Raw genomic sequence first — 22,702 nt, 5'->3', positions numbered from 1 at the left:
CCTTCAACTCCGATGCAATGGTGCATTGGAGAACAAGAGGTCTTGGTTATGAAACAGCAAATCTCCGTTATCACGCTTGGGATCAATGATCTTGAGCGCTCTCGTCGCTTTTACGTCGAAGGCTTTGGCTGGACGCCCATATTCCAGAACGAAGAAATCATCTTCTACCAGATGAATGGTTTTGTTCTCGGCTGCTTCCTGAAGCCCTCACTCGAGGCCGATATGAACCGCTTCGGCCTGATGCAGCCGGGCGCATTTTCACTAGCCCATAATGTGGGTGACAAAGCAGACGTCGAGCCACTCATGGAAAAACTCGTACAGGCTGGTGGAAAGATCGTGCGACCTGCCGATGCGCCAGTGCATGGCGGCATTCGCGGCTACATTGCCGATCCCGACGACCATGCATGGGAAATTGCCTGGAACCCGGCCTGGAGTATTGATGAAAACGGGCTGGTGACTTTCGGACTCTGACAAAATGCCGGGGAGCGTAAACGACTCCCCGGCCAGAACATTTCCAGCAAAAGTGCGAAGCGGTTTTGCGTCGGATAATGCGAAAAAACAAAGAGATAGAGCATTTCCAATGATTCAAGAAAAACAGGAAATGCTCTAAGATGCTAACGCATCAGGCCTTGATAAAATTCAATCGCCACTCGGGCTTAACCAAAGTCCGATGAGTTTCACTCAATGAACTTTGGTATTACACCCGTTTCGCAGGGCGCTTGATGCTCGTATAGGTGAAAGCCAGCGACAGGATATAGATCCCCGCAAATACGAAGTTGAGGCCAGCAATCCAGTCATTGCTGTCACCGTGGTAAATCAGCAGAAGCCACACGAACAAAGCCTTGGCCGCAGTCATCAGCACCATGTTCAATGTACGCAGACCAGACTGACCACGCGCATAGAGAATCTCGGTCTGATACTCGATCAGATTACGGAACCCCGGCACCAGCAGCACCAACGGCAAAAGCCCGACAATTGGCGCGACGCTGGCACCCAGCGCTTTCGGGAAGAATTGCAGGAAGATCACCATTGCGCCAAGGCCCGCAACCGACACCGCAAAGACCGCGAACTCCAACCCTGCCCGGATGCGCAACGACGCCAGCATATCAGGCGTGCGCATAAGTTTCTGCACAAGCATCATATTGAAGGACCGGATCGGCAGTGCCGTCAGATCGACCAGGCGCATGATGATCGCATAGATGCCTGCTGTCGTTGGCCCGCCGATGCTCAGCACCAGAAGCTTGTCGAGTTCGCTCTGGATATAGAACAAGAGCTCCGCACCCATCACGGCGATTGAATCAGATATGCGCCGGACATAAAGGCGCGGTTCAAAACGCAATTTCACGCGTGGATAAAAGCGAAGCGCCACTACAAGCGCCACGGCATTGGCCGCCAGATACCACCATGCCCAATGCGCAACATCATGGGTCGCTGCCAGAAACATGAACAACACGGCGGCAATGGCACGCGTGGTTGTACCGAAAATCACCAGAAGCGCCGAAATGCCGAAGCGACGCAAACCGTTATTGACGATGATGATCATTTCCGTCGAGCGCCACAAAAGTGCTTCGGCGATGACGACAACTGCGAACGGCAAAAATGAAATGTCCCGGCTGAAGAAGACGAAGTAAACCAACCAGGAACAGAGCGCAAAAAGCGGCAGGGAAACAAGAACCGCCGCCAAATAACCGGCTGTATATGTGCCAAGCAACAGCGGCTTTACCGTCGAGATGCGATAAAGCGGCGAGCTGAATCCCAGTGAAACAAGACGTGACAGAACCACACCAGTGCCTGACGCAGTGGCAAAGATACCGAAATCTCCAGTCGGCAAGGTGTTGGCAAGTGCGATAAAATAGAGAAGAGAAACAACCAGTCGTCCGGCAGAGCCAGAAAAAAGCGAGAAATAATCCCGCACCATGGCACCTCGGCTACCCGATAATTTCTGGAGTGCTTTCGCGATCACCCAAAGGCCTCGTCTTTATATTGCCTGTTGCTTGTTAAGCCGCGTATGCCGACTATAGAGCGATACTTAGCGAAAAAGACTTAATTAAAAAGCACTAAAGCGATTATGGCGATGCAAATTAACCATTTGTTTTCCATAAAAAACCTATAGTTCGATGCGAACATACAATATTTCGGGGTACGGACATCTTTGACGATGAGCGGTGACGACAAGCGCAACAAAGGAAGAGAGGAAAAACCTCTTCTCGCATTTTCAGACGCGCCTGAGACGAGCCGCGAAGAATCGGACGCGTCTGAGCGCGAACCCCAAACAATTGCCCCACCATGGACACCGCCTGCAACGCCCGAGGAACGCGCGGAGCTTTTCCGGTCCCAGCAGGAAAGCAAAACTGCAGAAGAAAAAGAAGTTTCCGAGCTTCGCAGTCGTATGGCTTCGATCAAGGCTGAGCTTGAACGCAAGATCGCGGAACGCGAACAACGCGTCAGTTCGTCCAAGGATGAAATGACCCAAGTCGGCGCGCCAGAGCCCAAAGCCATTGCTACAGATGATACATGGCCCGCAAAGAGCGATGCGTCGAACACGGAGTGGAAGCCGCTTATCGATCCGCGCATAGCGATTGAAGTTGTCAAAGGCTCGCGCAAACTGCTGATCGCAACGACGCTGATCGGTGGCATTGCAGCAGCTCTCTACGCCATGACGATCCCACAAACGTATGTTGCTTCGACTGATATTCTGGTCGACCCACGCAATATCAAGACCGTCGGCACGGAACTGACCCCAGGACAATTGCCAACCGATGCATCGCTGGCAATTGCTGAAAGCCAGGCGCGCTTGCTCGATTCGAGCAGCGTTTTGCTCAAGGTTATTAATCAGGCCGATCTAACCAAGGATCCGGAATTCAACGGAAGCTTTGTCCCTACCGGTATTGCCGGCTTTTTTGCGCAGCTTAAAAGCATGATCAAGCCAAATACTGCGAGCGAGGGTCAGGCGCTTGAAACTCGCGTTCTATATAATCTCTACGACAGCCTTACGATCGGGCGCGACGCCAAGACCTTCATCTATTCAATATCGGTCAAGACACGCAGCTCTGAAAAGTCGGCCAAGATTGCCAATCTCATCGGCTCCGTGTTCCAGACCGAGCTCGACTCCCTCCAGTCCGATGCCGCCCGCCGCAATGCGGAAGAGCTTTCGAAGCGCCTTGCCGATATGCGTGCAAGCGTCGAGAAAGCCGAACAGGCCACAGCGGATTTTCGCGCGTCGCATGATCTGGTCGATGTTGACGGCAAGCTGATCAGCGATAACGATCTTACACGCCTGAATGATCAGCTCACCAATCAGCGTGCTGAAACCGTGCGTCTTCAGGCGCGTGTTCAGGTTCTCAATGATGCGACAACGGGCAGCGTCATTTCCGGCACCTTGCCGGAAGATCTGCGTTCCAACACGTTGACGGCGCTTCGTTCACAATATGCGCTGGCAAGCCAGAATGCGAATGGAGCATCCACGCAGCTTGGGCCTCGCCATCCGCAACTCATTCAGCTGCAATCGCAAAAGCAGACCGCCCTGAATGATATCGATGCCGAACTCCGCCGTATCCGCGGATCCTTGCAGGTCGAGGTGCAACGTTCTGCCCAGCAGGAGCGCGATCTCAATACGCGTCTCGCACAGCTAAAATCGCAACAGGCAAATAGCAATGATGATCGGGTGAAATTGCGGGAACTGGAACGTGAATCCTCAACGCTGCGCTCCGTATATGAAGCATTTCTTCTGCGTTCGCGCGAAACCACTGAGCAGCAGGGTATTACGACCACCAATGTCCGTGTAATTTCTGAAGCACGCCCGCCGCTTGACCCTGCTGGATCGTCGCGCAAGCTGATTGTGATAGCAGGCCTGATCGCAGGTCTTTTGGCTGGTCTCGCTATTGCAGCAGTCCGCAATTTTGGACGGCTCGTGCGCTTGTCCTAAAGCATGTCTCCCAAAAGTGGGAACCGGCTTTGGGATAAAGACATGCGTCAAAACAAAGAATTAAAGCGTGTCGCATGGACATTATAGAACGCGACGCGCTTTAGAGCGCGTTTCGATCTGATTAGATCAGATCTGCGCTCTAATCATTTGTTTTTACGCGCATCTTTTCCGAAAACCGTTTCACACTTTTCGGGATGCGCTCCAGGATCTAACGATTGTGCGTCAAGCCGTCTGGCGTGTTGCTGTTTCAGCACGCGGCAGTTTGCGACCGCTGGCGCGTAAAACCCCTTGTGCTCCATCGAGATGGCCGGGTTTCAGCTCAATTCCCAGAAAGCGCCGCTTCTCGAACGGCCCAGGCATCGCAAGTTCAGCGGTTTTTTCGGCTGAAAAACCGAAGCGCTCATAATATTCCGGATCACCGACAAGCAGAATAGCACCGTGGCCGAGCCCTTTTGCTTCTGCAATCGCGTGTTGCATCAACCGCGAACCGATACCGCAACCCGCTGCCAATGGATCCACTGCGAGCGGACCAAGCAGCAAAGCAGAAACCGGAAAACCGAAAGTATCAAGACCTGCATGGACATTCCACAGGCGCACCGTACCCACCAGCGAACCATCCGAGTCGACAGCAGCAAAAGCCAGCCCTTCGGCAGGCAGACGACCACGGCGCAGCTTTTCAGAAGACTTTCTGCGACGGCCTTCGCCCATAGCGCGATCAAGCAGAGCTTCGCGCGCAATGATGTGCTCTACCGCCTCAACCGCAACGGTAAAGGCAGGGACAAAGAGCGGCGAAAGGCCGGTTACAATATTTTCGTGGATTTCCAGATTTGCGTTCATGACATCTCACCCTAAGCATGGGCAGCCGCACATCCCGTCCGGCATCTTTCGACACCAGACGGATTGAGAGGATCAAGAGGGGAGAACCCTATTGATCAGATGACGTATGATCGGAGCGGTTCGAAACCGTTAAACGCCACCGCCGAATAGGTGGTGGTGTAAGCGCCTGTGCCTTCGATGAGTACTTCATCACCGATGGTCAGCGAAACTGGCAGCGGGTATGGCGTCTTTTCGTAAAGAACATCCGCACTGTCACAGGTTGGGCCAGCCAGCACGCAAGGTTCGGTTTCGCCGCCATCGCGTGGGGTCACGATCTGATAGCGGATCGCTTCGTCCATGGTTTCGGCCAGACCGCCAAACTTGCCGATGTCGAGATAGACCCAACGAACATTGTCGTTGTCCGACTTACGCGAAACCAGAACCACTTCGGTCTTGATCACACCTGCATTGCCAACCATGCCGCGGCCCGGTTCGATAATGGTTTCCGGAATGCGGTTGCCGAAATGCTTCGACAGCGCATCGAAGATTGCCATGCCGTAAGCCTGTGCGGTCGGTACGTCCTTGAGGTAGCGGGTTGGAAAACCGCCGCCCATGTTGACCATGCGCAGGATGATGCCTTCGTCAGCCAGCGTGCGGAAGACCGATGCAGCATCGCCAAGAGCCCGATCCCATGCGGAGAGGTCCGTCTGCTGCGAGCCGACGTGGAACGACACACCGTAGGAGTCGAGGCCGAGTGACTTTGCATGACGCAGCACGTCGATTGCCATGGCAGGCACGCAACCGAACTTGCGCGACAGCGGCCATTCAGCACCTTCACCGTCAGTCAGCACGCGGCAGAACACGCGGCTGCCGGGAGCTGCGCGAGCAACCTTTTCGACTTCTTCAACGCAATCAACGGCAAAGAGGCGAATGCCCAGTTCGAAAGCGCGCGCAACATCGCGCTCCTTCTTAATGGTGTTGCCATAAGAGATGCGGTTTGGCGTTGCACCGGCTTCCAATGCCATTTCGATTTCGGCAACCGATGCCGTATCGAAGCACGAGCCAAGCGATGCGAGGAGACGCAACACTTCAGGTGCAGGATTTGCCTTCACAGCATAGAAAATGCGCGAGTAAGGCAATGCCTTTTCAAAATTCTGATAGTTTTCGCGTACGACATCGGTGTCGACGACGAGGCAAGGACCGTCCGGGCGGCGGGTGTTGAGGAAGTCGATAATACGCTGTGTAGCCATGGTCGTTCTCCCGCACGGCTTATTCTGATGCCGCATTCTAAGGGACAAAGTAAGCATAAGCGCATCCACAGTGAGGCCAGCCTTTGGAGGTGCTGAGGTCACGCGAAAACTCATGCGGCGGTGGAACAACGCTAGATCCGCGTTACTCCGCTTTGTCTGCCTTGGATTGGAATTGGAGAACCGCATCCGCACTTTTGGCAATGAAGGTGTGCCTCTTCAGTAATTCCGGCTTTTGGACAGCCGAAAGACACTAGAAAGGCCCGCACCGTCGTTGCTTCAAGATGTCCTCGATCTGGCGGTTGGCCTACAGATCGACTGGAGCGGTTAGGTCCAGGTACCGTACCGAATTCCTCACCATTCGAGGATCGGCGGACACCCACAGGCACGTGCGACTTTGGGCAAGGGCGATATAATCTCAATCATGTGTTGATTCAATGACAAATGGCGCGCGCGCAAAAATAATTTTAAAGCAGACTTGCCGCTGCATGTGCTTGCCATTGTTCAACATTAGTGAAACAATCTACCGCGTTAATTTCCCTTTCTTTAACCATAAACGCTGATTTCGGCAGCAAGTCGTGAACAATGACCCGCTTCGATTCCTTCAATGCCATCATTGCAAAAGCTGAAAATGCACCTTCTCACGCAGCTTATGGCGCGCTTCTAGGTGCAACTCTTGCGGTCAAAGACATCTATGATGTGGCCGGAATGAAAACCGGCTGCGGAAATCCGCAGATTTTAGCCGAATCACCTATCGCCAAAAGATCAGCTCCAACAGTTGAAAAGCTGCTTGAAGCAGGTGCTGCTTTCATCGGCAAAACCCAGACCGACGAGCTGGCTTTTTCGCTGATGGGACAGAACTCCCACTACCCTTATCCGATCAATCCATCGGCACCCGATCGCGTTACGGGTGGCTCATCGTCCGGCTCCGCAGCAGCTGTTGCAAGTGGATTGGCTGATATTGCGCTCGGCTCCGATACAGGAGGCTCAATCCGCGCACCGGCCAGCTTCTGCGGTCTTATTGGCCTGCGCACCACACACGGCCGTATACCGCTTGAAGGCATCATGCCGCTTGCGCCTTCCCTCGACACCATCGGCTGGTTTGCGCGCGATATCGGTCTTTATGAAAAGGTCGGCCAAATTCTGCTCGGCGAGGACAAGCAGAATTTTGCCTTCTCTCAGCTTCTCTATATGCCGCTGCTGGAGCATCTGCTGCTCGATCATCCGGAAACCGACACATACAGGGCTATGTTCGCTGAAGTGCGTCCGCATTTTGCAAGCCTCAAGGCCGCAAGCCAGCCGACATTGTCAATCGACGAACTCTATCTCACCTTCCGTCAGATACAGGGCTGGGAAGCCTGGAACACGCATGGTGCATGGATTTCATCCGGCGATCGTAAGCTTGGACCCGGCGTCGCGGACCGTTTTACTTACGGGTCAGAAATCTCAGAAGAAGCGCTGCTGCATCACCGCAGCCGTCGCACGCGTTTCACCCAGGAATTGGAAACAATCATTGGTGACAATGCGGTACTGGCGCTGCCAACCGTACCGGGTGCAGCCCCTTTTGCCAAAGAGCCCTTCGAGACGCTACAAGCCTATCGCGAACAGGCGCTACGCCTTCTCTGCCTCTCCGTTCTTTCAGGCTTGCCACAGATTACAGTGCCGCTCGGAACCGTTCACGGCGCGCCCATGGGCATTTCCTTCATCGGACCACGCGGCAGTGACCGCGCACTGATCACACTCGCTCAAAAGATTCTTATTCAGACACAAGGCTGAGCCATGGACACCCTCACACGTATGCGCGCATTTATCGATGTGGTCGAAGCGGAAGGCTTTTCCGCTGCCGCTAGAAAGATAGGGCGTTCCAAGGCACTGCTCTCCAAATATGTGCGGGAACTTGAAGATGAGCTTGGCGCACGCCTGCTCAACCGCACAACCCGACAGTTCTCCCTCACTGAAGCAGGCCATACCTATTATCATCGCGCTATCGAGATCATTCGCGAAATTGACGCGTTGCAGGATGCCGTTAGCGAAACCAGTTCGGATGCACGCGGCCGCATCAAGCTCTCAGCGCCGCGTACCTTTGCCGATGCGGTGATCGGGCAATCGCTGATCGATTTCTGCCTCGCTCATCCGGAAATCGTACTCGACATACGGCTGGATGACCGTTTTGTCGATCTGGTGGAAGAAGGGTTCGACCTCGCAATCCGTATCACGCGCCTGCAGGACTCCTCTCTGATTGCCAAAAGGTTGTCACCGTTCCATTCCGTGTTGTGTGGCGTACCTGAGCTGATCGCGCGCGTGGGCAAACCGGAACGCCCCGAAGATCTTGCCGATAAGCCGTGCATCATCGACACAAATGCACGCTCACGCAACAACTGGCATTTCCGCAATACGGACGGCTCAATGATGACGGTCAACGTGCATGGGCCAATCGAGGTCAATAGCCCCGTTGCGACCAAAACTGCAGCTATTGCAGGGCTTGGTTTCTGTTCCCTGCCAGCATTCATCGCCGAAGAAGAAATCGAGCGCGGCAGACTCATTCCCTGTCTTGATGAGTTTATTGTGAGAGATGGCGGCATCTATGCGGTCTATCCGCATCGTCGCTATTTGCCAGCCAAAATCCGTGCACTCGTCGACTTCCTAACCCAATGGTTCAAGGACCGGGAACTGCGCGGAGACACAAAACTGTAAGGGATCGCAGTATAAAAGGCGGCCCCTGTGCCACTTGTCCCACTTTCGCCGCCTTCACCGCTATTCCTTTGACTCTAGCATTTGCGCGCATCTTATCCGAAAGCCGCTTCACACTTTTCGGGATGCGCTGTAATTCACGGAACCTGATGATGCTCAATTTGCGCTCATGGCTGAAAAGCCGCCTTGGCCTCGCCGTAACACTGACAGCGGTGCTTGCGCCTTTGGCCGTCGAAGCGCATCCGCACGTCTTTGCCGATGCAAGGCTGGAGCTGACGATTGCGCCGGATGGTACAGTGGACAAGCTCGCCCATATCTGGCGATTTGATGATGTATTTTCGTCAACCGTGCTGATGGAGTTTGACAAGAATGGCGATTTGCAGCTCGACAAGAACGAGCTGATCGATCTTGGCCATGTCATCAACAGCTCCATCGCCGAGTTCAAATATTTCCAGACTGTGCTTGCCGATGGCAAGGATGTTAAAATGGCACGTCCGAATGATCTGGCAGCTGACTTCTCCGACAATCATCTGCTCATTGTTTTTACAAGCAAGCCTGAAAAGCCACTGAAGCTTGAACCCGGACACAAGGTCAGTTTCGGTGTTTACGACCCGACCTTTTATACGGCCATCGACTATGTGAGCGACAAGGAACTGGTCGTCAAAGGCCTGCCCACTGGCTGCAAGTCAGAAGTCGTTCGTCCTAACCCGGACGAAGCTCTTGCTCAAAATCAGGGAACCCTGACGGAAGCCTTTTTCAATGATCCGGCGGGCACAAACATGTCGAAGATTTTCGCCACACGCCTTGAGATAGACTGCGAGAAAAAAGGATAACCAGCCTTATGAAGAGAACGGTCCGTTTCATTCTCACGATGAGCCTTGTGATGATCGCCACCCAGGTTTGGGCGCAATCATCACTGGGTATCGGCGCCAATGAAGTCGCCATGAAGCCGACCGGACCATTTGCGCATATCATTCTCTGGATGAATGAACAGCAGCGCACATTCTATCTCGCCATGACAACCGCGCTCAAAGCCATGCGCGAAGACCCATGGCAGGCATCGGTGCTGATTGGCCTTTCCTTCGTTTATGGTATTTTCCATGCCGCTGGCCCCGGCCATGGCAAGGCGGTCATTTCGTCTTACATGATCGCCAACGAAACGGCATTGAGACGCGGCATTTTCCTGTCTTTCGTCTCGTCGCTTCTTCAGGCAATCATGGCGGTTTTTGTGGTGGGACTGGCCTGGCTTGTGCTGCGTGGTACCGGCATTTCGATGAACCAGACTGCCCGTTATATGGAGATTGCCAGTTTCGCACTGGTGTTGTTCTTTGGCCTCTGGCTTTTGGCGCGCAAATTGCCGCTTCTGTTCAAAAAGCACGACAGCCGCGAACCATCACCAACAAGCGCACTTTTTGCAGCAGCCCCGCAAACGGCAATGGCCAGCGGTCCAGCGTGGCAGGGCAGCGTTTCGCAAAGCACGCGTGCGCTCGGCACCACCAACACAGTCAAGCTCAACTACAAGCCTGCCAATGCCGCGGCCGATCACGTCTTTATCGGTGAGGGCGATATCTGTGCCGATTGCGGCAACGCCCATATTGCCGATCCATCGTCGCTCGGCGACGATTTCAACTGGAAGACGGCATGGTCGGCGATTTTCTCTGTCGGCCTGCGCCCATGCTCAGGCGCGCTGATCGTGCTCACCTTCGCGCTTCTCAATGGTCTGATGGTTGGTGGATTGCTCTCGGTCTTCGCGATAGCCTTTGGCACATTTCTGACCGTCGCATTTCTCGCAACATTGGCCGTAACCGCCAAGAACACGGCATTGCGCTTTGCAGGCAGCAGCGCCATATCCGGTCGCTTGAAAGCGGCGATTGAAGTAGGCGCGGCACTGTTTATTGCGCTGACCGGCGCTCTGCTGCTTAGTGCTGCACTCGCAGGTTAGTCCTTATTCTGGCGGCGCGAACGCAGCCAGAATATGCCAAAGAAGCTAAGTACGAAGAGTATCCCGAAAATAACCGCTGCGATGTGCGAGCGTTCGCCAAGCGCGATCATGATGGTTGGCAAATAATAGGCAAGCACGCCAAAACCAACCAGGATAATGGCTGCGGCAAGTGCCGGGTTGCTCTTCTTCGGTTCAGCCGCCAATGCGAAAATCCTCTAACTTTCTGATCTGCTGACCGTCACTATCAAAGTTTTCCGGCGCAAGCCATGCCTGATAAGCTTGTTTCAGCGCTGGCCATTCGCTGTCGATGATTGAAAACCATGCGGTGTCGCGGTTGTTGCCCTTCGCCACCATATGCTGGCGAAACTTGCCTTCAAACTGGAAGCCAAAACGTTCCGCTGCGCGCTTGGACGGCGCGTTGTTATCGTTGCATTTCCATTCATAGCGGCGATAGCCAAGCTCATCGAAAATGTACTGCATAAACAGGAACTGCGCTTCCGTGGCAGCGGGTTTGCGTGAAATGAGCGGTCCCCAATAAATGTTTCCAATCTCGATTGCGCCATGAACCGGATCGATACGCATCAGCGCCTGACGACCGGCCACCTTGCCGCTGGCCTTGTCGATGACCGCAAAAAACAAGGGATCTTCGCTGCCCGACACCTTTTCGAGCCACGGCTCAAAAGCTTCACGCGTTGCAGGCGGAACCTCGAACAGCCAGGTAAACCGCTGATCCGCATCCTCAACAGAAGAGGCCGCAAACAGCTCGTCACCATGCCGGGAGGCATCCAGTGGTTCGAGCCTGACATAGCGGCCTTCCAGAACTTTGCGTTCAGGCTTCGGACGTGTCGTCCAGTTTTGCAAATCAGTCATTTCAATGCTCCCATCCGGTTTTGAAAGGAGCATAAAAGACGCATAACGAAAACCGGATTATTGTCTCAGTTTCATTTTTCTCTTATTGCGGCACGATCCACGGAGACAGCCTTTAACAGCGCCACGACCCGATCGCCCACTACAAGGCCCAGATCATCGACCGAACGACGGGTCAGCCGCGCGCCAAGGCGTCGTCCCTGAAAGTCGAGTGCGACATGGGCGTTGGGGCCTTCTCCGGCTTCAATCGCCACAATGGAAACCGGCAGCACGTTACGGATACTGATGGCATCGGGCACTTTGCGCGCAATGGAGACATCGCGCGCACGAACCCGAAGACGCACATGCATGTTCTGTTTAAGCCCGGCATCGCTGAGCTGGAATGTCGTCCCGCCAAGATCGATTTCCGCAAGCTTGTAACGCTCGTCATAAGCTGAGACCGACCCTTCCAGCAACACGCCAGCGCCCTCGCCGCCGCCATCGATCAGCGGAAAAATCTCGGCGGCCTCGCCGCTCGCCAGCACCTTGCCACCTGACAGCAGAACGATTTCATCGGCAAGCCGCGCAACCTCATCGATTTCGTGGCTGACATAGACAATCGGCACGTGGCTTTCATCGCGAAGCCGTTCGATAAAGGGCAAAATCTCTTGCCTGCGCGCGTGATCCAGCGAGGAAAGCGGCTCATCCAGCAACAGCAGCGCCGGATCAGACAAAAGCGCACGGCCAATGGCCACGCGCTGCCGCTCGCCACCGGAAAGCGTCACCGGGCGACGATCCAGTAGATGAGCGATGCCAAGCAGCGTCACCACTTCATCGAAATTACGAGTGTTCTGCCGTTTTCCGGCCCAGCGTGCATAGGTGAGATTACGCTTCACGCTCATATGTGGAAACAGCCGCGCGTCCTGAAACACATAACCGATACGGCGCTTTTCAGGCGGCAGGTTGATGCCTTTTCCGGCGTCGAAAAGTGTGAAATCGCCGACTGCGATACGCCCGCTTTCCGGACGCAGCGTTCCCGCAATCATCTTGAGAAGCGTTGTTTTACCAGCGCCAGAATGACCGAACAAAGCAGTCACTCCAAACCCCGCGGCAAAATCTGCTTCGACCACGAATTTGCCATTGCGGCCAGCGACGGAAACTTCAAGATCGCTCATTTCGCTTCTCCTGCCAGCCTGCGCTGCAACCATTCAGACAAGATCACTGCAGTAATGGAAATGGCTGCAGAAATCGCGATCAGACGGAAAGCCTCGGCATCCCCTGTTGGCGTCTGCATCAATGCATAAATCGCCAGCGACAATGTTTGCGTTTCGCCCGGAATATTGGAAACAAACGTGATGGTCGCACCGAACTCGCCCAACGCCTTGGCAAAGCCTAAAACCGCACCTGCTAGAATACCCGGCAGCAAGGGTGGCAAAATGACCGTGAAGAATGCCGTGAACCGGTTCGCACCAAGCGTGCGGGCTGCTTCCTCAAGCCCGCGATCAAGCCCTTCAATCGAAAGCCGGATGGGGCGAACGAGCAGCGGAAATGCCATGACACCAGCAGCAAGGGCTGCGCCCGTCCAGCGAAAGGAAAAGGAAAGGCCGAACCATTCCTGCAACGGTGCGCCAAGTGCGCCGCGCGATCCAAACCAGATCAAAAGCAGATAGCCCGTCACCACCGGCGGCAGGACCAGCGGCATGGTGACGATGGCCTGCACAAGCGACTTGCCCGGAAAATTGAACCGGGCAAGAATCCACGCAACAAGAAAGGCGACTGGCAGAGCAACAATAATCGCTATCCCGGCAACCCGGAGCGACAGAGACACGATCTGCCAAACGTTACCTTCCATCATTTATTCAGCAGCCTCTGCAGCGCCAACAAAGCCCTTGTCCTTGATAATCGCCTGACCGGCATCGCTTTCAAGGAAGGCCAAGAAAGCCTTGGCGGCATCGGTTTCGTTCTTCGCAACAAGTGCCGCCGGGTAAAGGATCGGGGCATGGCTCGAAGCCGGGAAGCGATAAGCCTCGACAAGTTCCGGTGCCGCAGCACGGTCCGATGCGTAGACGATTGCCGCCTTCACTTCGGCACGGCTGACATACTGCAGCGCAACGCGAACGTTCTCGGCAAACACCCCATTCTTTTCCACGTCTTTCCAGATGTCGAGCTTTTCAAGCGCTGCCTTGCCATATTTGCCCGCCGGGACATTCGACGGATCGCCCATTGCAAAACGACCAGCGCTCAGAAGTTCCTTGGCATCACCCTTTGGTGTGTCCTTCTGCGTTGCAATCACCAGAGCGTTGCCAGCGATCACCTTGCGCGAAGCCTTATCGATGGCATCGGCCTTTTCGACATAATCCATCCAGTCGAGATCAGCAGAAATGAAAATCTGCGCCGGAGCACCCTGCTCGATCTGCTTTGCCAGTACTGAAGATGAAGCAAAGGAAGCGACGACTTCCGTGCCGTCTTTGGCCTTGATCTGCTTGGCGGCTTCTTCGATCACATCCTTCATGCTGGCTGCGGCAAAAACCGTGACCTTTTCGGCAGCATGAGCAACCGATGCAGCACCGGCTGCAACCGTAATAAGAAACGCAGCGATAAGTTTTTTCATTGTCGACCTCCATAAAGCCCGTATTTCGGGCAAACATCATCACACGCCGGAAAAATCCGACGCCATTTGTTCGAGCATCAAGACCTGTCGAGATGCTCAACTTGCGATGATGGGTATGATGGAGGCAAACGCGACCCGGATGCCGTCAGACCCTTTTCACACGGGCGTCCATGCAAAAGCCGCCCAAAATTTCCGTAACGAATTCATATCGTTCCGAAAACATGGCCACCTTAAAGGGGAGTATTAGCTTTGGCTAGTGCTGATAAGAATGATGCGGCAAAAGAACCCCACCATCCTATATTTTAGCGTCCAATGTGCTTGTGGCTAGAACCGCGCAGCTTGGCGAGCTTGACCTGCTTTTCGCGCTCCGCGAAACGTGCGCGATCTTCCGGCGTGCGTTCGTCATAACAACCAGCGCAGGAAATGCCTTCCTCGAAGAACTGCGAAAGCTTGTCTTCTGCGGTAATCGGACGGCGGCAGGCGCGGCAAAGCTCTATATCGCTTTCCGTCAGGCCATGGCCGATTGCCACGCGTTCATCGAACACGAAGCATTCGCCGTTCCACATGCTTTCTTCGCTCGGCACTTCCTCAAGATATTTCAGAATGCCACCCTTGAGGTGGAACACATCATCGAAGCCCAGACCCTTGACGAAAGCGGTCGCTTTTTCACAACGAATACCGCCGGTGCAGAACATGGCGATCTTCTTGCCTTCAAGCTTGTCGCGGTTCTGCTCCACCCATTCCGGAAACTCGCGGAAGGTCTTTGTGTTGGGATCGAGTGCGCCTTCGAATGTGCCGATGGCATATTCGTAATCGTTGCGCGTATCCACAACGACCGTGTCTTCATCGGCAATCAGCGCATTCCAGTCCTTGGGCGCTATGTATGTGCCAACGCTTTTCAGCGGATCGATGCCATCAACACCCATGGTGACAATCTCGCGCTTCAAACGCACCTTCATGCGATAGAACGGCATTTCGCTGGCATGAGAGTATTTGAGTTCCGGATTGGCAAGCTCAGGGATTGCAGTGATGTAGGCGATAAGCTTCTCAATCGCGGGCTTTGTTCCTGCAACCGTGCCGTTGATACCTTCGGCTGCGAGCAGCAGCGTCCCCTTGATCCCGTTCGCGCAGCAAAGTTCTGCCAGCGGCTCGCGCAGGCTTTCATATTGCGGCAAACGCGCAAAGCAATAAAGGGCAGCAACAGTAAAAGGCAGATTGCTCATCGTTCGATCTCTTCCAAATTTCTTCCGAACTAGTCCTCGAACGCGGCAAATTCAAGTTATTTATCCCCCTCCTCTCATGACAAGCGAAAATCCGGCGTCGATAAACACGGTTTGCAAGAGGAGAAACCAGATGTTCGATACAGAAACTTTTGCAGAAATCATCTCATTGGCAATGGAAGCAGGGATTGAACCGGCAGCCCTGCTGGCGGTGGCAGAGGTGGAAAGTGGTGGCCGTGCGCTTTTCGATATCGATGGCAAAAAAGAGCCAGCCATTCGCTTCGAGGGGCATTATTTCGACCGCAGACTTGTCGGTCGTATCCGCGATCAGGCACGCAAAGCAGGATTATCAGCACCGGAAGCAGGACGCGTGCGCAATCCCAAGACCCAGCGCGAGCGCTGGCTTTTGCTCGAACGGGCCATGTCGATCCATAAAAAGGCAGCGCTTGAATCCACTTCATGGGGGCTGGGCCAGGTGATGGGCGCCCATTGGGAATGGCTGGGCTATAGCAGTATCGATGAACTGGTGTCCGAGGCGCGTAGCTCGGTTGGCGGACAGGTCGGGCTGATGCTGAACTTCATCGACAAGGCCGGATTGAAAACGGCGCTGCAGGAGAAAGACTGGCGCAATTTTGCACGCCGCTATAATGGGCCAGTCTTTGCCCGTAACCAGTATGATAGCCGCATGGCAACAGCCTTTGAACGCTGGAACCGGAGCCTCAGCCTGGTCCTGAAGGCTGCCTGAATGCAACTTGACTGCTGCCGCGCAGCGCATCGGTTTTGATGTGCGCGGTGGACAAACAAGGTCTCTCACTCTAAATCGATTTTAGCCATTCACTTATCAGCAGAAGAGCAAGCCCATGCCGCAGAAAACCGATCTACTCGTCCCTGTCCTCCAAGGCCAGCCAGTTATTCCGGTATTGCTGATCGACAAGGTCGAGCACGCCGTTCCGCTGGCGCGCGCACTGGCAAAGGGTGGTTTGCCAGCGATCGAGATCACACTGCGGACGGCTGCCGCACTGGACGCGATCCGCGCAGTGGCATCGGAAGTGCCAGAAGCAATCGTAGGTGCAGGCACGATCCTCAATGCAAAGCATTATGAAGACGCTGCCAAGGCAGGTTCCCGTTTTATCGTTAGTCCGGGCGTTACGAAATATATTCTTGCTGCCGCCAACGACAGTGACGTGCCACTGCTGCCAGCAGCGATCACCCCAAGCGAAATGCTGGCACTGCGCGAGGAAGGTTACACGCATCTCAAATTCTTCCCGGCAGAACAGGCAGGCGGCGCGCCATTCCTGAAAGCCCTGTCATCGCCATTGGCTGGAACGATTTTCTGCCCAACCGGTGGCATCAGCCTTGCCAACGCCAAGTCCTATCTCTCGTTGCCAAACGTCGTCTGCGTCGGCGGCTCATGGGTTGCACCAAAGGAACTGGTCGAAGCTGGCAATTGGGACGGCATTACCAAGCTCGCGGCAGAAGCCGCTGCCTTGAAAAGCTGAACTTAAGAAAGCGAAATAAAAAAGGGGCCTCAATGGCCCCTTTTCTTTGATCTTTTGGAGGATCAGTTCGTTTCGGTGAACTTAGCCACGGTCAGGAAGGTGACGGCATTGCCACTGAACTGATTGGCGCGTTCGCTTGGCAGGTCGCCACGCTGGAAGCCCGCAGTGTAAACCATTGCAGGTGCGGTGCGCATCGCATCATTACGCAGGACCGGATTGGTCGCTGGAGCAGTCTGCGAAACGGAATCGGATGACATAGCAACGGCAGAAGCTGGCATCGCAGCAGGCTGCACGACAGGGCTTGGACGCGCGCTTGCCCTGGCTACATGACGATCACCTTTGCCGGTGGACCGGGCGCTATTCTTGGTTCCGTGACTGTTGGCCGCAACACGCTGGCGCGCTGGAGCGGGCACGGATCTGGCAACCGAAGCCGTCTTAACAGGTGCAACCTTCGCAGGCTCACGTTTTGCAGATGCTATAGGCTGCGTATCAAAATCATCTTCCGGCGGCGCAATCAGCTCACCGATCTCATCCTTTTTGGAGAGCAGAGCCAATTGTGTATTGGCACGTGGCTCCTCTTTTGGCACAGGATAAGCTGCGGCAGCACCCGGCTGAACTGCGTTGCTGGCATCGGCAACAGCCGCTGGTGCATCAGCATGATTATTCACAATCTGAGCGATCGCATCCTGCGGGTTCAGCTGATCCCGTTCAGGTCGGGCGCTCGGAACAGCGGCAGCGGCAATCTGCGTAGCCACTTCCTGCTGCGGACGCATGGACGGAATTGGAACAAAACCGGTCATGAGCGGATTAGGACTAGCGTCGGCGACTTCTTGCATTGTCGCATCGGCAGGCTGTGCAGCAGCAAGTGCAATTGCATCCTGAGCAGCATTTGCCGGTTTACGAGCCGGGATTGGAACATTGAAGGCAACTACGGGCACTTGCTCGGCCTGCTGTGGCACATCAACAGTTGCTTCAGGACGCGGAGCCTGCATTGGCACCGGTGCCTCGCGGGTCGGCAAGGCCGCAATCATAGCTTCCGGCTGCTGGACAGGAGCAGGCGGCGCGACCTCCGGAGCCTGACGAGTAGGGGCAGCACGAGCAGGACGAACTGTCGCAGGCGCTGGTGCGGAATCGTTGCCGTTATCTTCTTCTTCGTCAGCACCACCACCGAACAAAGCGCCAAACAGCGTCTTGCTCTTACGAGGGGCAGAATTGCTGGCCATCATGACGCCACCGCCACCGGCTTTGCGCTTTTCGATCATGGCAAGCGCCTGTTCATAGCCCGGCAACGGCTTGCCGTCAGCTGGAAGGTGAGCCGTCTTGCCATCCGGGAACAGAGCCAACAGCTCGCGGCGGCTCATACGTGGCCACGAGCGAACATTACCCACGTCCATGTGGGTGAAAGGCGAGCCGGAACGCGGGTAATAGCCTACGCCACCGATCTGATAGCGCATACCGATGCCACGAAGCTTCGCAAGTGGAACGCCCGGAATGAAAAAGTCCATCGCACGACCGAGCGTATGCTGGCTCTTTTTAGCAACACCGCTCGTCTTGGAACGCAGCATGTTGTTGGTCGCAGGTGAACGGTAGGCAGAAACAACTGTAATGTACTGGTTTGAACCTGTGGAGCGATAGACTTGCCAGACCAGATCGAACAGGCGCGGATCCATCTTGGTCGGCTCGTTACGACGCCAGTCGCGCAGGAATACGTTCAGCTTCTTCAGACCATCAGGAAGAAAGCGTCCGTCACGCTTGAAGGTAATCTCTGCCTTTTCGCCGGTATGGACATAGTAAAGTTTGAGCGTACGCGTTTCAGCGGAAGCCTGCGACGGCGCGAGTGCCGTAACGACTGCGGCTGCAACCAAAGATGCGGAAACAGAAGAGCGAACCCGCGACGCGGAAGCAGACAATCCAGCCGGGCCAGTCAAGCCATTCCAGACTTTTGCCAAGCGCGCTTTAATGGTCGATATCCTGCTCATTGAATTATATCGCCTTACCGTGTTGTCCGCCCTAAGGGCCCCGTATCAGAGATCGTAGAAACGAATATGCGTGAGCCCTGATTGTCGGATTTAATGGTTAATGGACGCTTAGTGAACAACAAATGAGGAAACACCATGGCAAAAAAGACACACAGGCGCATCTATTTTCGTCATGGTAAAAAAACTATTAACAATCTTCGTCGAAGCTTACATTCTGGCAACACCGACAGGTAGCATTTAGTAAATTAATAAATTTCAATAAGTTATCGGCGTTTTACCCGTTTACAATACGGTTCTCACCGGCATCATTTTCGTCATCAGCATCGTCGCGCCCCTTGCCAGCTATGGATGCCACATCGATGCCATATTCCTTCAATTTTCTGTAAAGTGTGGTTCTTCCGATGCCCAGACGACGCGCGACCTCGCTGATTTGGCCGTCGTAATGCGCAATTGCGAAGCGGATCATTTCTTCTTCGGTGGCCGCAAGGGTGCGAACTTCCCCTTCAAGCGTGATGCCCCTGATCGACCCCACACTGGAATTTTCTTTGATCCAAGCTGGGTGAGCATTCCCCGGCATCGGATTTAAAGCCGCATTCCTGCCAGAGGGAGCCACACTTCCTTCGCCCATATGGCGGAAATCGCGGACTGTCAGCGCATATTCATCGCATAAAAGGACAGCGTGATAGATCGCGTTCTTTAGCTCACGCACATTGCCGGGCCAATCGTAGCTCTTGAGGCTTTCCAAAGCATAGGGCGTAATACCGGTAATATGTCCAAGTCGCTCCTCGCTGGCAAAATGCATCAGAAACTGATGCGCCAGAATTGGAATATCTTTGAGACGGTTTCTAAGAGACGGCACTTCAATCGAGAATGACGAAATCAGATGATAAAGACCGGGATGAAATCTGCCCATATGCACGAGTTCGGCCAGGGTATGACTATTCGATGCAATGACGCGGGTATCGGAAAGCGGCATATCGCCTTCTCCACCCGTCGTATATTGCGATGCCTGCATAAGTTCAAAAAGGCGAAGCTGGGTGCGGTAAGGTAAGGCACTCACCTCATCAAGAAACAACGTTCCACCCTGCGCTTCCGCTATCTTACCCGCAATCTGGATCGGGGCTTCACCAGAATTGGTTGATCCTGCCTCCGCATGCCCAAACAGCACCTGATCGGCATTGCCTTTTGCAAGGGAACGGCAATCAATCGCAACAAATGGTCCCTGCCAGCGTGTGCCGCCACTGCTGATCGCCCGCGCCAGGGTTTCCTTGCCCGTGCCGACTTCACCTTCAATGAGCAATGGCGTATCAAGCGGCGTCACACGACGCGCAAGCATGGCCACTTTCTCCATTTCCGGACTTTTCGTCACCATTTCGGAAAGCAGGATATGCGACTTCTGCGAAGAACGCGTGCGTTTGAGTTCCTGCGTCAGCGAATAGAGTTTGAAAGCATTGGCGACGGAAACCTGCATTCGCTCGAACACAACTGGCTTGGTCATGAAGTCGACCGCACCCAGTCTGATAGCCTGCATGGCTCTTTCGAGATCGTCGTTCTGTACCAAAGCGATGACAGGAATATTGATCCCCGCCTCGCGCATTTTTGTCAGGACAGCGCAGCCGTCCATGTCGGGCATGCTCAGATCGAGAAGTAAGAGCGCAATATCTTTACGGTTGCTGATGAACCCCAATGCACTCGTTCCACCGTCTGCAAGAATGGTTCTATAGCCCATGCGTAGCACAGCCGTTTCAAGGCTGCGACGTTGAATCGGATCATCATCCGCTATAAGAATACGCGTACTCATGGGCGCTTCACTACCAGTGGTATATGCCTCAGAACATCCCAATATCTAGTATATGTCATATTTCAGGCGCGTCATTTGGAGCATCGTTCCTCATGAAAGCAACCCCTCTTGCATACACATTCACGCATCATCCTCAAAATAGTTGTGTGGCTGAGGTCCGCGCCTTGCCCCTTGGCGTCTTGAAAAAGACATGCGAGAAGGGGGCAACAGGAGAATGCTATGACCTTTGCCATGAACCGTTTTTCAAAGTCTGTCACGCTCGACACCGCCCCTCAGATGCCAGCTGGTGACACCGGAGCTGCTGCAAAAGCTGACCTTGGAAAGCTGCCCGAGTGGAACTTGGCTGACCTCTACCCTTCTGCCGAGAGCAATGAACTGAAAGCCGATCTCGAAAAAGCTGCAAAAGATGCGGCCAATTTTGAAACCCGCTGGAAGGGCAAACTCGGTGAAGAAGCCGCAAAGGCCAATGGCGGTAACTTCGCCGAAGCAATAAAGGAATATGAAGCGCTCAGTGAATTGATGGGCCGCATCGCCTCCTTTGCGGGCCTTTACTATTACGGCGACACCACCGATCCCAAACGCATGAAGCTGTTCGGCGATGTGCAGCAGAAGCTGACCGACGCCAACACGCCGCTCATTTTCTTCAGTCTCGAAATCAATCGTATTGACGATGCAGTGCTTGAAAAAGCGATGGCCTCCAATCCGGCAATCGGCCACTACCGCCCATGGTTGGAAGATCTGCGTCTCGACAAGCCATATGAGCTTGACGACAAGCTGGAACAGCTTTTCCACGAAAAATCGATCACCGGCTACAGCGCATGGAACCGCTTGTTCGATGAAACCATGTCGAGCCTGCGCTTTGAAGTCGATGGCGAAGAGCTGGCTATCGAGCAGACGCTCAACATGCTGCAGGATGCAGATGGTGCCGTGCGTAAAAAGGCATCGGAGGCGCTCGCCAAGACTTTCGGCGCAAATCTTCGCATCTTCACGCTGATTACCAATACGCTGGCCAAAGACAAGGAAATCTCCGACCGCTGGCGTGGCTTTCAGGATATTGCCGATAGCCGTCACCTTGCCAACCGCGTCGAGCGCGAAGTGGTCGATGCGCTCAGCAGTGCCGTTGAAGCAGCTTATCCGCGTATTTCGCACCGTTATTATGCGCTGAAAGCCAAATGGCTCGGCCTTGAAAAGCTGGAAAACTGGGATCGCAATGCGCCGCTGCCGGAAACACCGCAGGCGCTGATCTCGTGGGATGAAGCGCGCGAAACCGTGCTTTCCGCCTATGGCAACTTTGCGCCTGAAATGGCTGAAATCGCCAGGAAGTTCTTCGACAAAAACTGGATCGACGCGCCGGTGCGTCCGGGCAAGGCGCCGGGTGCTTTTGCGCATCCAACCGTGCCTTCCGCTCATCCTTATGTGCTGCTCAACTATATGGGAAAGCCGCGCGATGTGATGACACTTGCGCACGAGCTTGGCCATGGCGTGCATCAGGTGCTGGCTGGCGAACAGGGTGCGCTGATGGCATCCACGCCGCTCACACTGGCTGAAACGGCTTCCGTCTTTGGTGAAATGCTCACCTTCCGCTCGCTGCTTGAACGCACCACCAACAAGCGCGAACGCAAGGCCATGCTGGCTCAGAAGGCCGAGGACATGATCAATACGGTCGTGCGCCAGATCGCTTTCTATCAGTTCGAGCGTCGTGTTCACACCGAGCGCCGCGAAGGCGAACTGACCTCAGAGCGTATCGGCGAAATCTGGATGGACGTGCAGCGCGAAAGCCTTGGCGATGCGGTCAATCTCAATCCGGGTTATGAAACCTTCTGGACCTATATTCCGCACTTCATCCATTCGCCGTTCTACGTCTATGCCTATGCTTTCGGCGATTGTCTGGTAAACTCGCTTTATGCCGTCTACCAGAACTCAGAAAAGGGCTTTCAGCAGAAGTATTTCGACATGCTGAAGGCCGGTGGCACCAAGCATCACAAAGAACTGCTGGCACCATTTGGCCTTGATGCGACCGATCCGAATTTCTGGAGCAAGGGCCTGTCGGTGGTGGAAGGCATCATCGACGAACTCGAAGCTATGGAAGACTGAGCAAATTCGTGACCCACAAGGGTTTGAATAG

Annotated in this window: 20 protein-coding genes; 9 read left to right on the top strand and 11 right to left on the bottom strand. The window is 54.5% G+C overall.

Annotation, left to right across the window (positions count from 1 at the left end; translation table 11 throughout):
* The first annotated feature begins 48 nt into the window (after positions 1-48).
* Positions 49-471: a VOC family protein gene (locus CEV33_RS14500; RefSeq protein ID WP_094541151.1), complete on the top strand. Its 423-nt coding sequence runs from the start codon at positions 49-51 to the stop codon at positions 469-471.
* Positions 472-697: 226 nt separating this feature from the next.
* Here CEV33_RS14500 and CEV33_RS14490 read toward each other — a convergent pair whose 3' ends face one another.
* Positions 698-1,963 carry a lipopolysaccharide biosynthesis protein gene (locus CEV33_RS14490; RefSeq protein WP_094541149.1) on the bottom strand — a complete coding sequence of 422 codons (1,266 nt, stop codon included), beginning with the start codon at positions 1,961-1,963 and terminating at the stop codon, positions 698-700.
* A 195-nt stretch (positions 1,964-2,158) separates the two neighbouring features.
* Here CEV33_RS14490 and CEV33_RS14485 point away from each other — a divergent pair, with 195 nt between their 5' ends.
* Entirely contained in the window at positions 2,159-3,925 is a 1,767-nt protein-coding gene (locus tag CEV33_RS14485; RefSeq protein ID WP_094541148.1) for a GumC family protein, read from the top strand.
* A 222-nt stretch (positions 3,926-4,147) separates the two neighbouring features.
* On the opposite strand, the gene CEV33_RS14480 is transcribed toward CEV33_RS14485, so the two are convergent.
* A complete protein-coding gene (locus CEV33_RS14480; protein ID WP_094541147.1) occupies positions 4,148-4,762 on the bottom strand; it encodes a GNAT family N-acetyltransferase in 615 nt (204 codons plus the stop codon).
* Positions 4,763-4,857: 95 nt separating this feature from the next.
* Positions 4,858-5,991 (bottom strand): ornithine/lysine decarboxylase, encoded by a 1,134-nt coding sequence (gene odc2 / locus CEV33_RS14475; RefSeq protein ID WP_094541146.1) that lies wholly within the window; start codon positions 5,989-5,991, stop codon positions 4,858-4,860.
* Positions 5,992-6,573: 582 nt separating this feature from the next.
* Between odc2 and CEV33_RS14470 the strand changes: the two genes are divergently transcribed.
* The 4 genes from CEV33_RS14470 (at position 6,574) to CEV33_RS14455 (ending at position 10,621) form a co-directional block, all read left to right on the top strand.
* A complete protein-coding gene (locus CEV33_RS14470; RefSeq protein ID WP_094541145.1) occupies positions 6,574-7,764 on the top strand; it encodes an amidase in 1,191 nt (396 codons plus the stop codon).
* A gap of 3 nt (positions 7,765-7,767) precedes the next feature.
* Positions 7,768-8,682, top strand: coding sequence for a LysR family transcriptional regulator (locus tag CEV33_RS14465; protein WP_094541144.1), 915 nt, complete (start codon positions 7,768-7,770; stop codon positions 8,680-8,682).
* 149 nt (positions 8,683-8,831) lie between these two features.
* Positions 8,832-9,512 (top strand): DUF1007 family protein, encoded by a 681-nt coding sequence (locus CEV33_RS14460; protein WP_094541143.1) that lies wholly within the window; start codon positions 8,832-8,834, stop codon positions 9,510-9,512.
* Positions 9,513-9,520: 8 nt separating this feature from the next.
* Positions 9,521-10,621 (top strand): nickel/cobalt transporter, encoded by a 1,101-nt coding sequence (locus CEV33_RS14455; protein ID WP_094541142.1) that lies wholly within the window; start codon positions 9,521-9,523, stop codon positions 10,619-10,621.
* Here the strand turns inward: CEV33_RS14455 and CEV33_RS14450 are convergent.
* The 6 genes from CEV33_RS14450 to trhO form a co-directional block, all read right to left on the bottom strand.
* Positions 10,618-10,824 (bottom strand): hypothetical protein, encoded by a 207-nt coding sequence (locus CEV33_RS14450; protein ID WP_094541141.1) that lies wholly within the window; start codon positions 10,822-10,824, stop codon positions 10,618-10,620. The two genes, CEV33_RS14455 and CEV33_RS14450, sit on opposite strands and share 4 nt — an antisense overlap.
* Entirely contained in the window at positions 10,814-11,491 is a 678-nt protein-coding gene (locus CEV33_RS14445) for a GNAT family N-acetyltransferase (RefSeq protein WP_094541728.1), read from the bottom strand. The genes CEV33_RS14450 and CEV33_RS14445 overlap by 11 nt, the downstream gene beginning before the upstream one ends.
* Before the next feature lie 71 nt (positions 11,492-11,562).
* Positions 11,563-12,642, bottom strand: a complete 1,080-nt coding sequence (gene modC / locus CEV33_RS14440) for a molybdenum ABC transporter ATP-binding protein (RefSeq protein WP_094541140.1) — start codon at positions 12,640-12,642, stop codon at positions 11,563-11,565.
* Positions 12,639-13,322 (bottom strand): molybdate ABC transporter permease subunit, encoded by a 684-nt coding sequence (modB, locus tag CEV33_RS14435; RefSeq protein ID WP_094541139.1) that lies wholly within the window; start codon positions 13,320-13,322, stop codon positions 12,639-12,641. Before modB ends, modC begins: the two co-directional genes overlap by 4 nt.
* Positions 13,323-14,078, bottom strand: coding sequence for a molybdate ABC transporter substrate-binding protein (gene modA / locus CEV33_RS14430; protein ID WP_094541138.1), 756 nt, complete (start codon positions 14,076-14,078; stop codon positions 13,323-13,325). It lies immediately after the preceding gene.
* A gap of 302 nt (positions 14,079-14,380) precedes the next feature.
* Positions 14,381-15,301 carry an oxygen-dependent tRNA uridine(34) hydroxylase TrhO gene (trhO, locus tag CEV33_RS14425; protein ID WP_094541137.1) on the bottom strand — a complete coding sequence of 307 codons (921 nt, stop codon included), beginning with the start codon at positions 15,299-15,301 and terminating at the stop codon, positions 14,381-14,383.
* Positions 15,302-15,431: 130 nt separating this feature from the next.
* On the opposite strand from trhO, the gene CEV33_RS14420 reads away from it, so the two are divergent.
* Both CEV33_RS14420 and CEV33_RS14415 read left to right on the top strand, forming a co-directional pair.
* Positions 15,432-16,043 carry an N-acetylmuramidase family protein gene (locus tag CEV33_RS14420; protein ID WP_094541136.1) on the top strand — a complete coding sequence of 204 codons (612 nt, stop codon included), beginning with the start codon at positions 15,432-15,434 and terminating at the stop codon, positions 16,041-16,043.
* Positions 16,044-16,158: 115 nt separating this feature from the next.
* The gene (locus CEV33_RS14415; protein WP_094541135.1) at positions 16,159-16,797 is read left to right on the top strand and encodes a 2-dehydro-3-deoxy-phosphogluconate aldolase; all 639 of its coding nucleotides are present in this window, start codon (positions 16,159-16,161) and stop codon (positions 16,795-16,797) included.
* Positions 16,798-16,859: 62 nt separating this feature from the next.
* Here CEV33_RS14415 and CEV33_RS14410 read toward each other — a convergent pair whose 3' ends face one another.
* Both CEV33_RS14410 and CEV33_RS14405 read right to left on the bottom strand, forming a co-directional pair.
* On the bottom strand, positions 16,860-18,776 hold the full coding sequence (locus tag CEV33_RS14410; RefSeq protein ID WP_094541134.1) for a DUF882 domain-containing protein: 1,917 nt from the start codon (positions 18,774-18,776) through the stop codon (positions 16,860-16,862).
* A gap of 274 nt (positions 18,777-19,050) precedes the next feature.
* Positions 19,051-20,577, bottom strand: a complete 1,527-nt coding sequence (locus CEV33_RS14405; protein WP_094541133.1) for a sigma-54-dependent transcriptional regulator — start codon at positions 20,575-20,577, stop codon at positions 19,051-19,053.
* Positions 20,578-20,796: 219 nt separating this feature from the next.
* Between CEV33_RS14405 and CEV33_RS14400 the strand changes: the two genes are divergently transcribed.
* Positions 20,797-22,671 (top strand): M3 family oligoendopeptidase, encoded by a 1,875-nt coding sequence (locus tag CEV33_RS14400; protein WP_208620201.1) that lies wholly within the window; start codon positions 20,797-20,799, stop codon positions 22,669-22,671.
* The last annotated feature ends 31 nt before the right edge of the window (positions 22,672-22,702 follow it).

Origin of the sequence: Brucella grignonensis (assembly GCF_002252505.1) — a bacterium.
GTDB classification, from domain to species: domain Bacteria; phylum Pseudomonadota; class Alphaproteobacteria; order Rhizobiales; family Rhizobiaceae; genus Brucella; species Brucella grignonensis.
The sequence above is the reverse complement of the archived record's forward strand: the minus strand, read 5'-3'. Positions and strand labels throughout refer to the sequence as shown.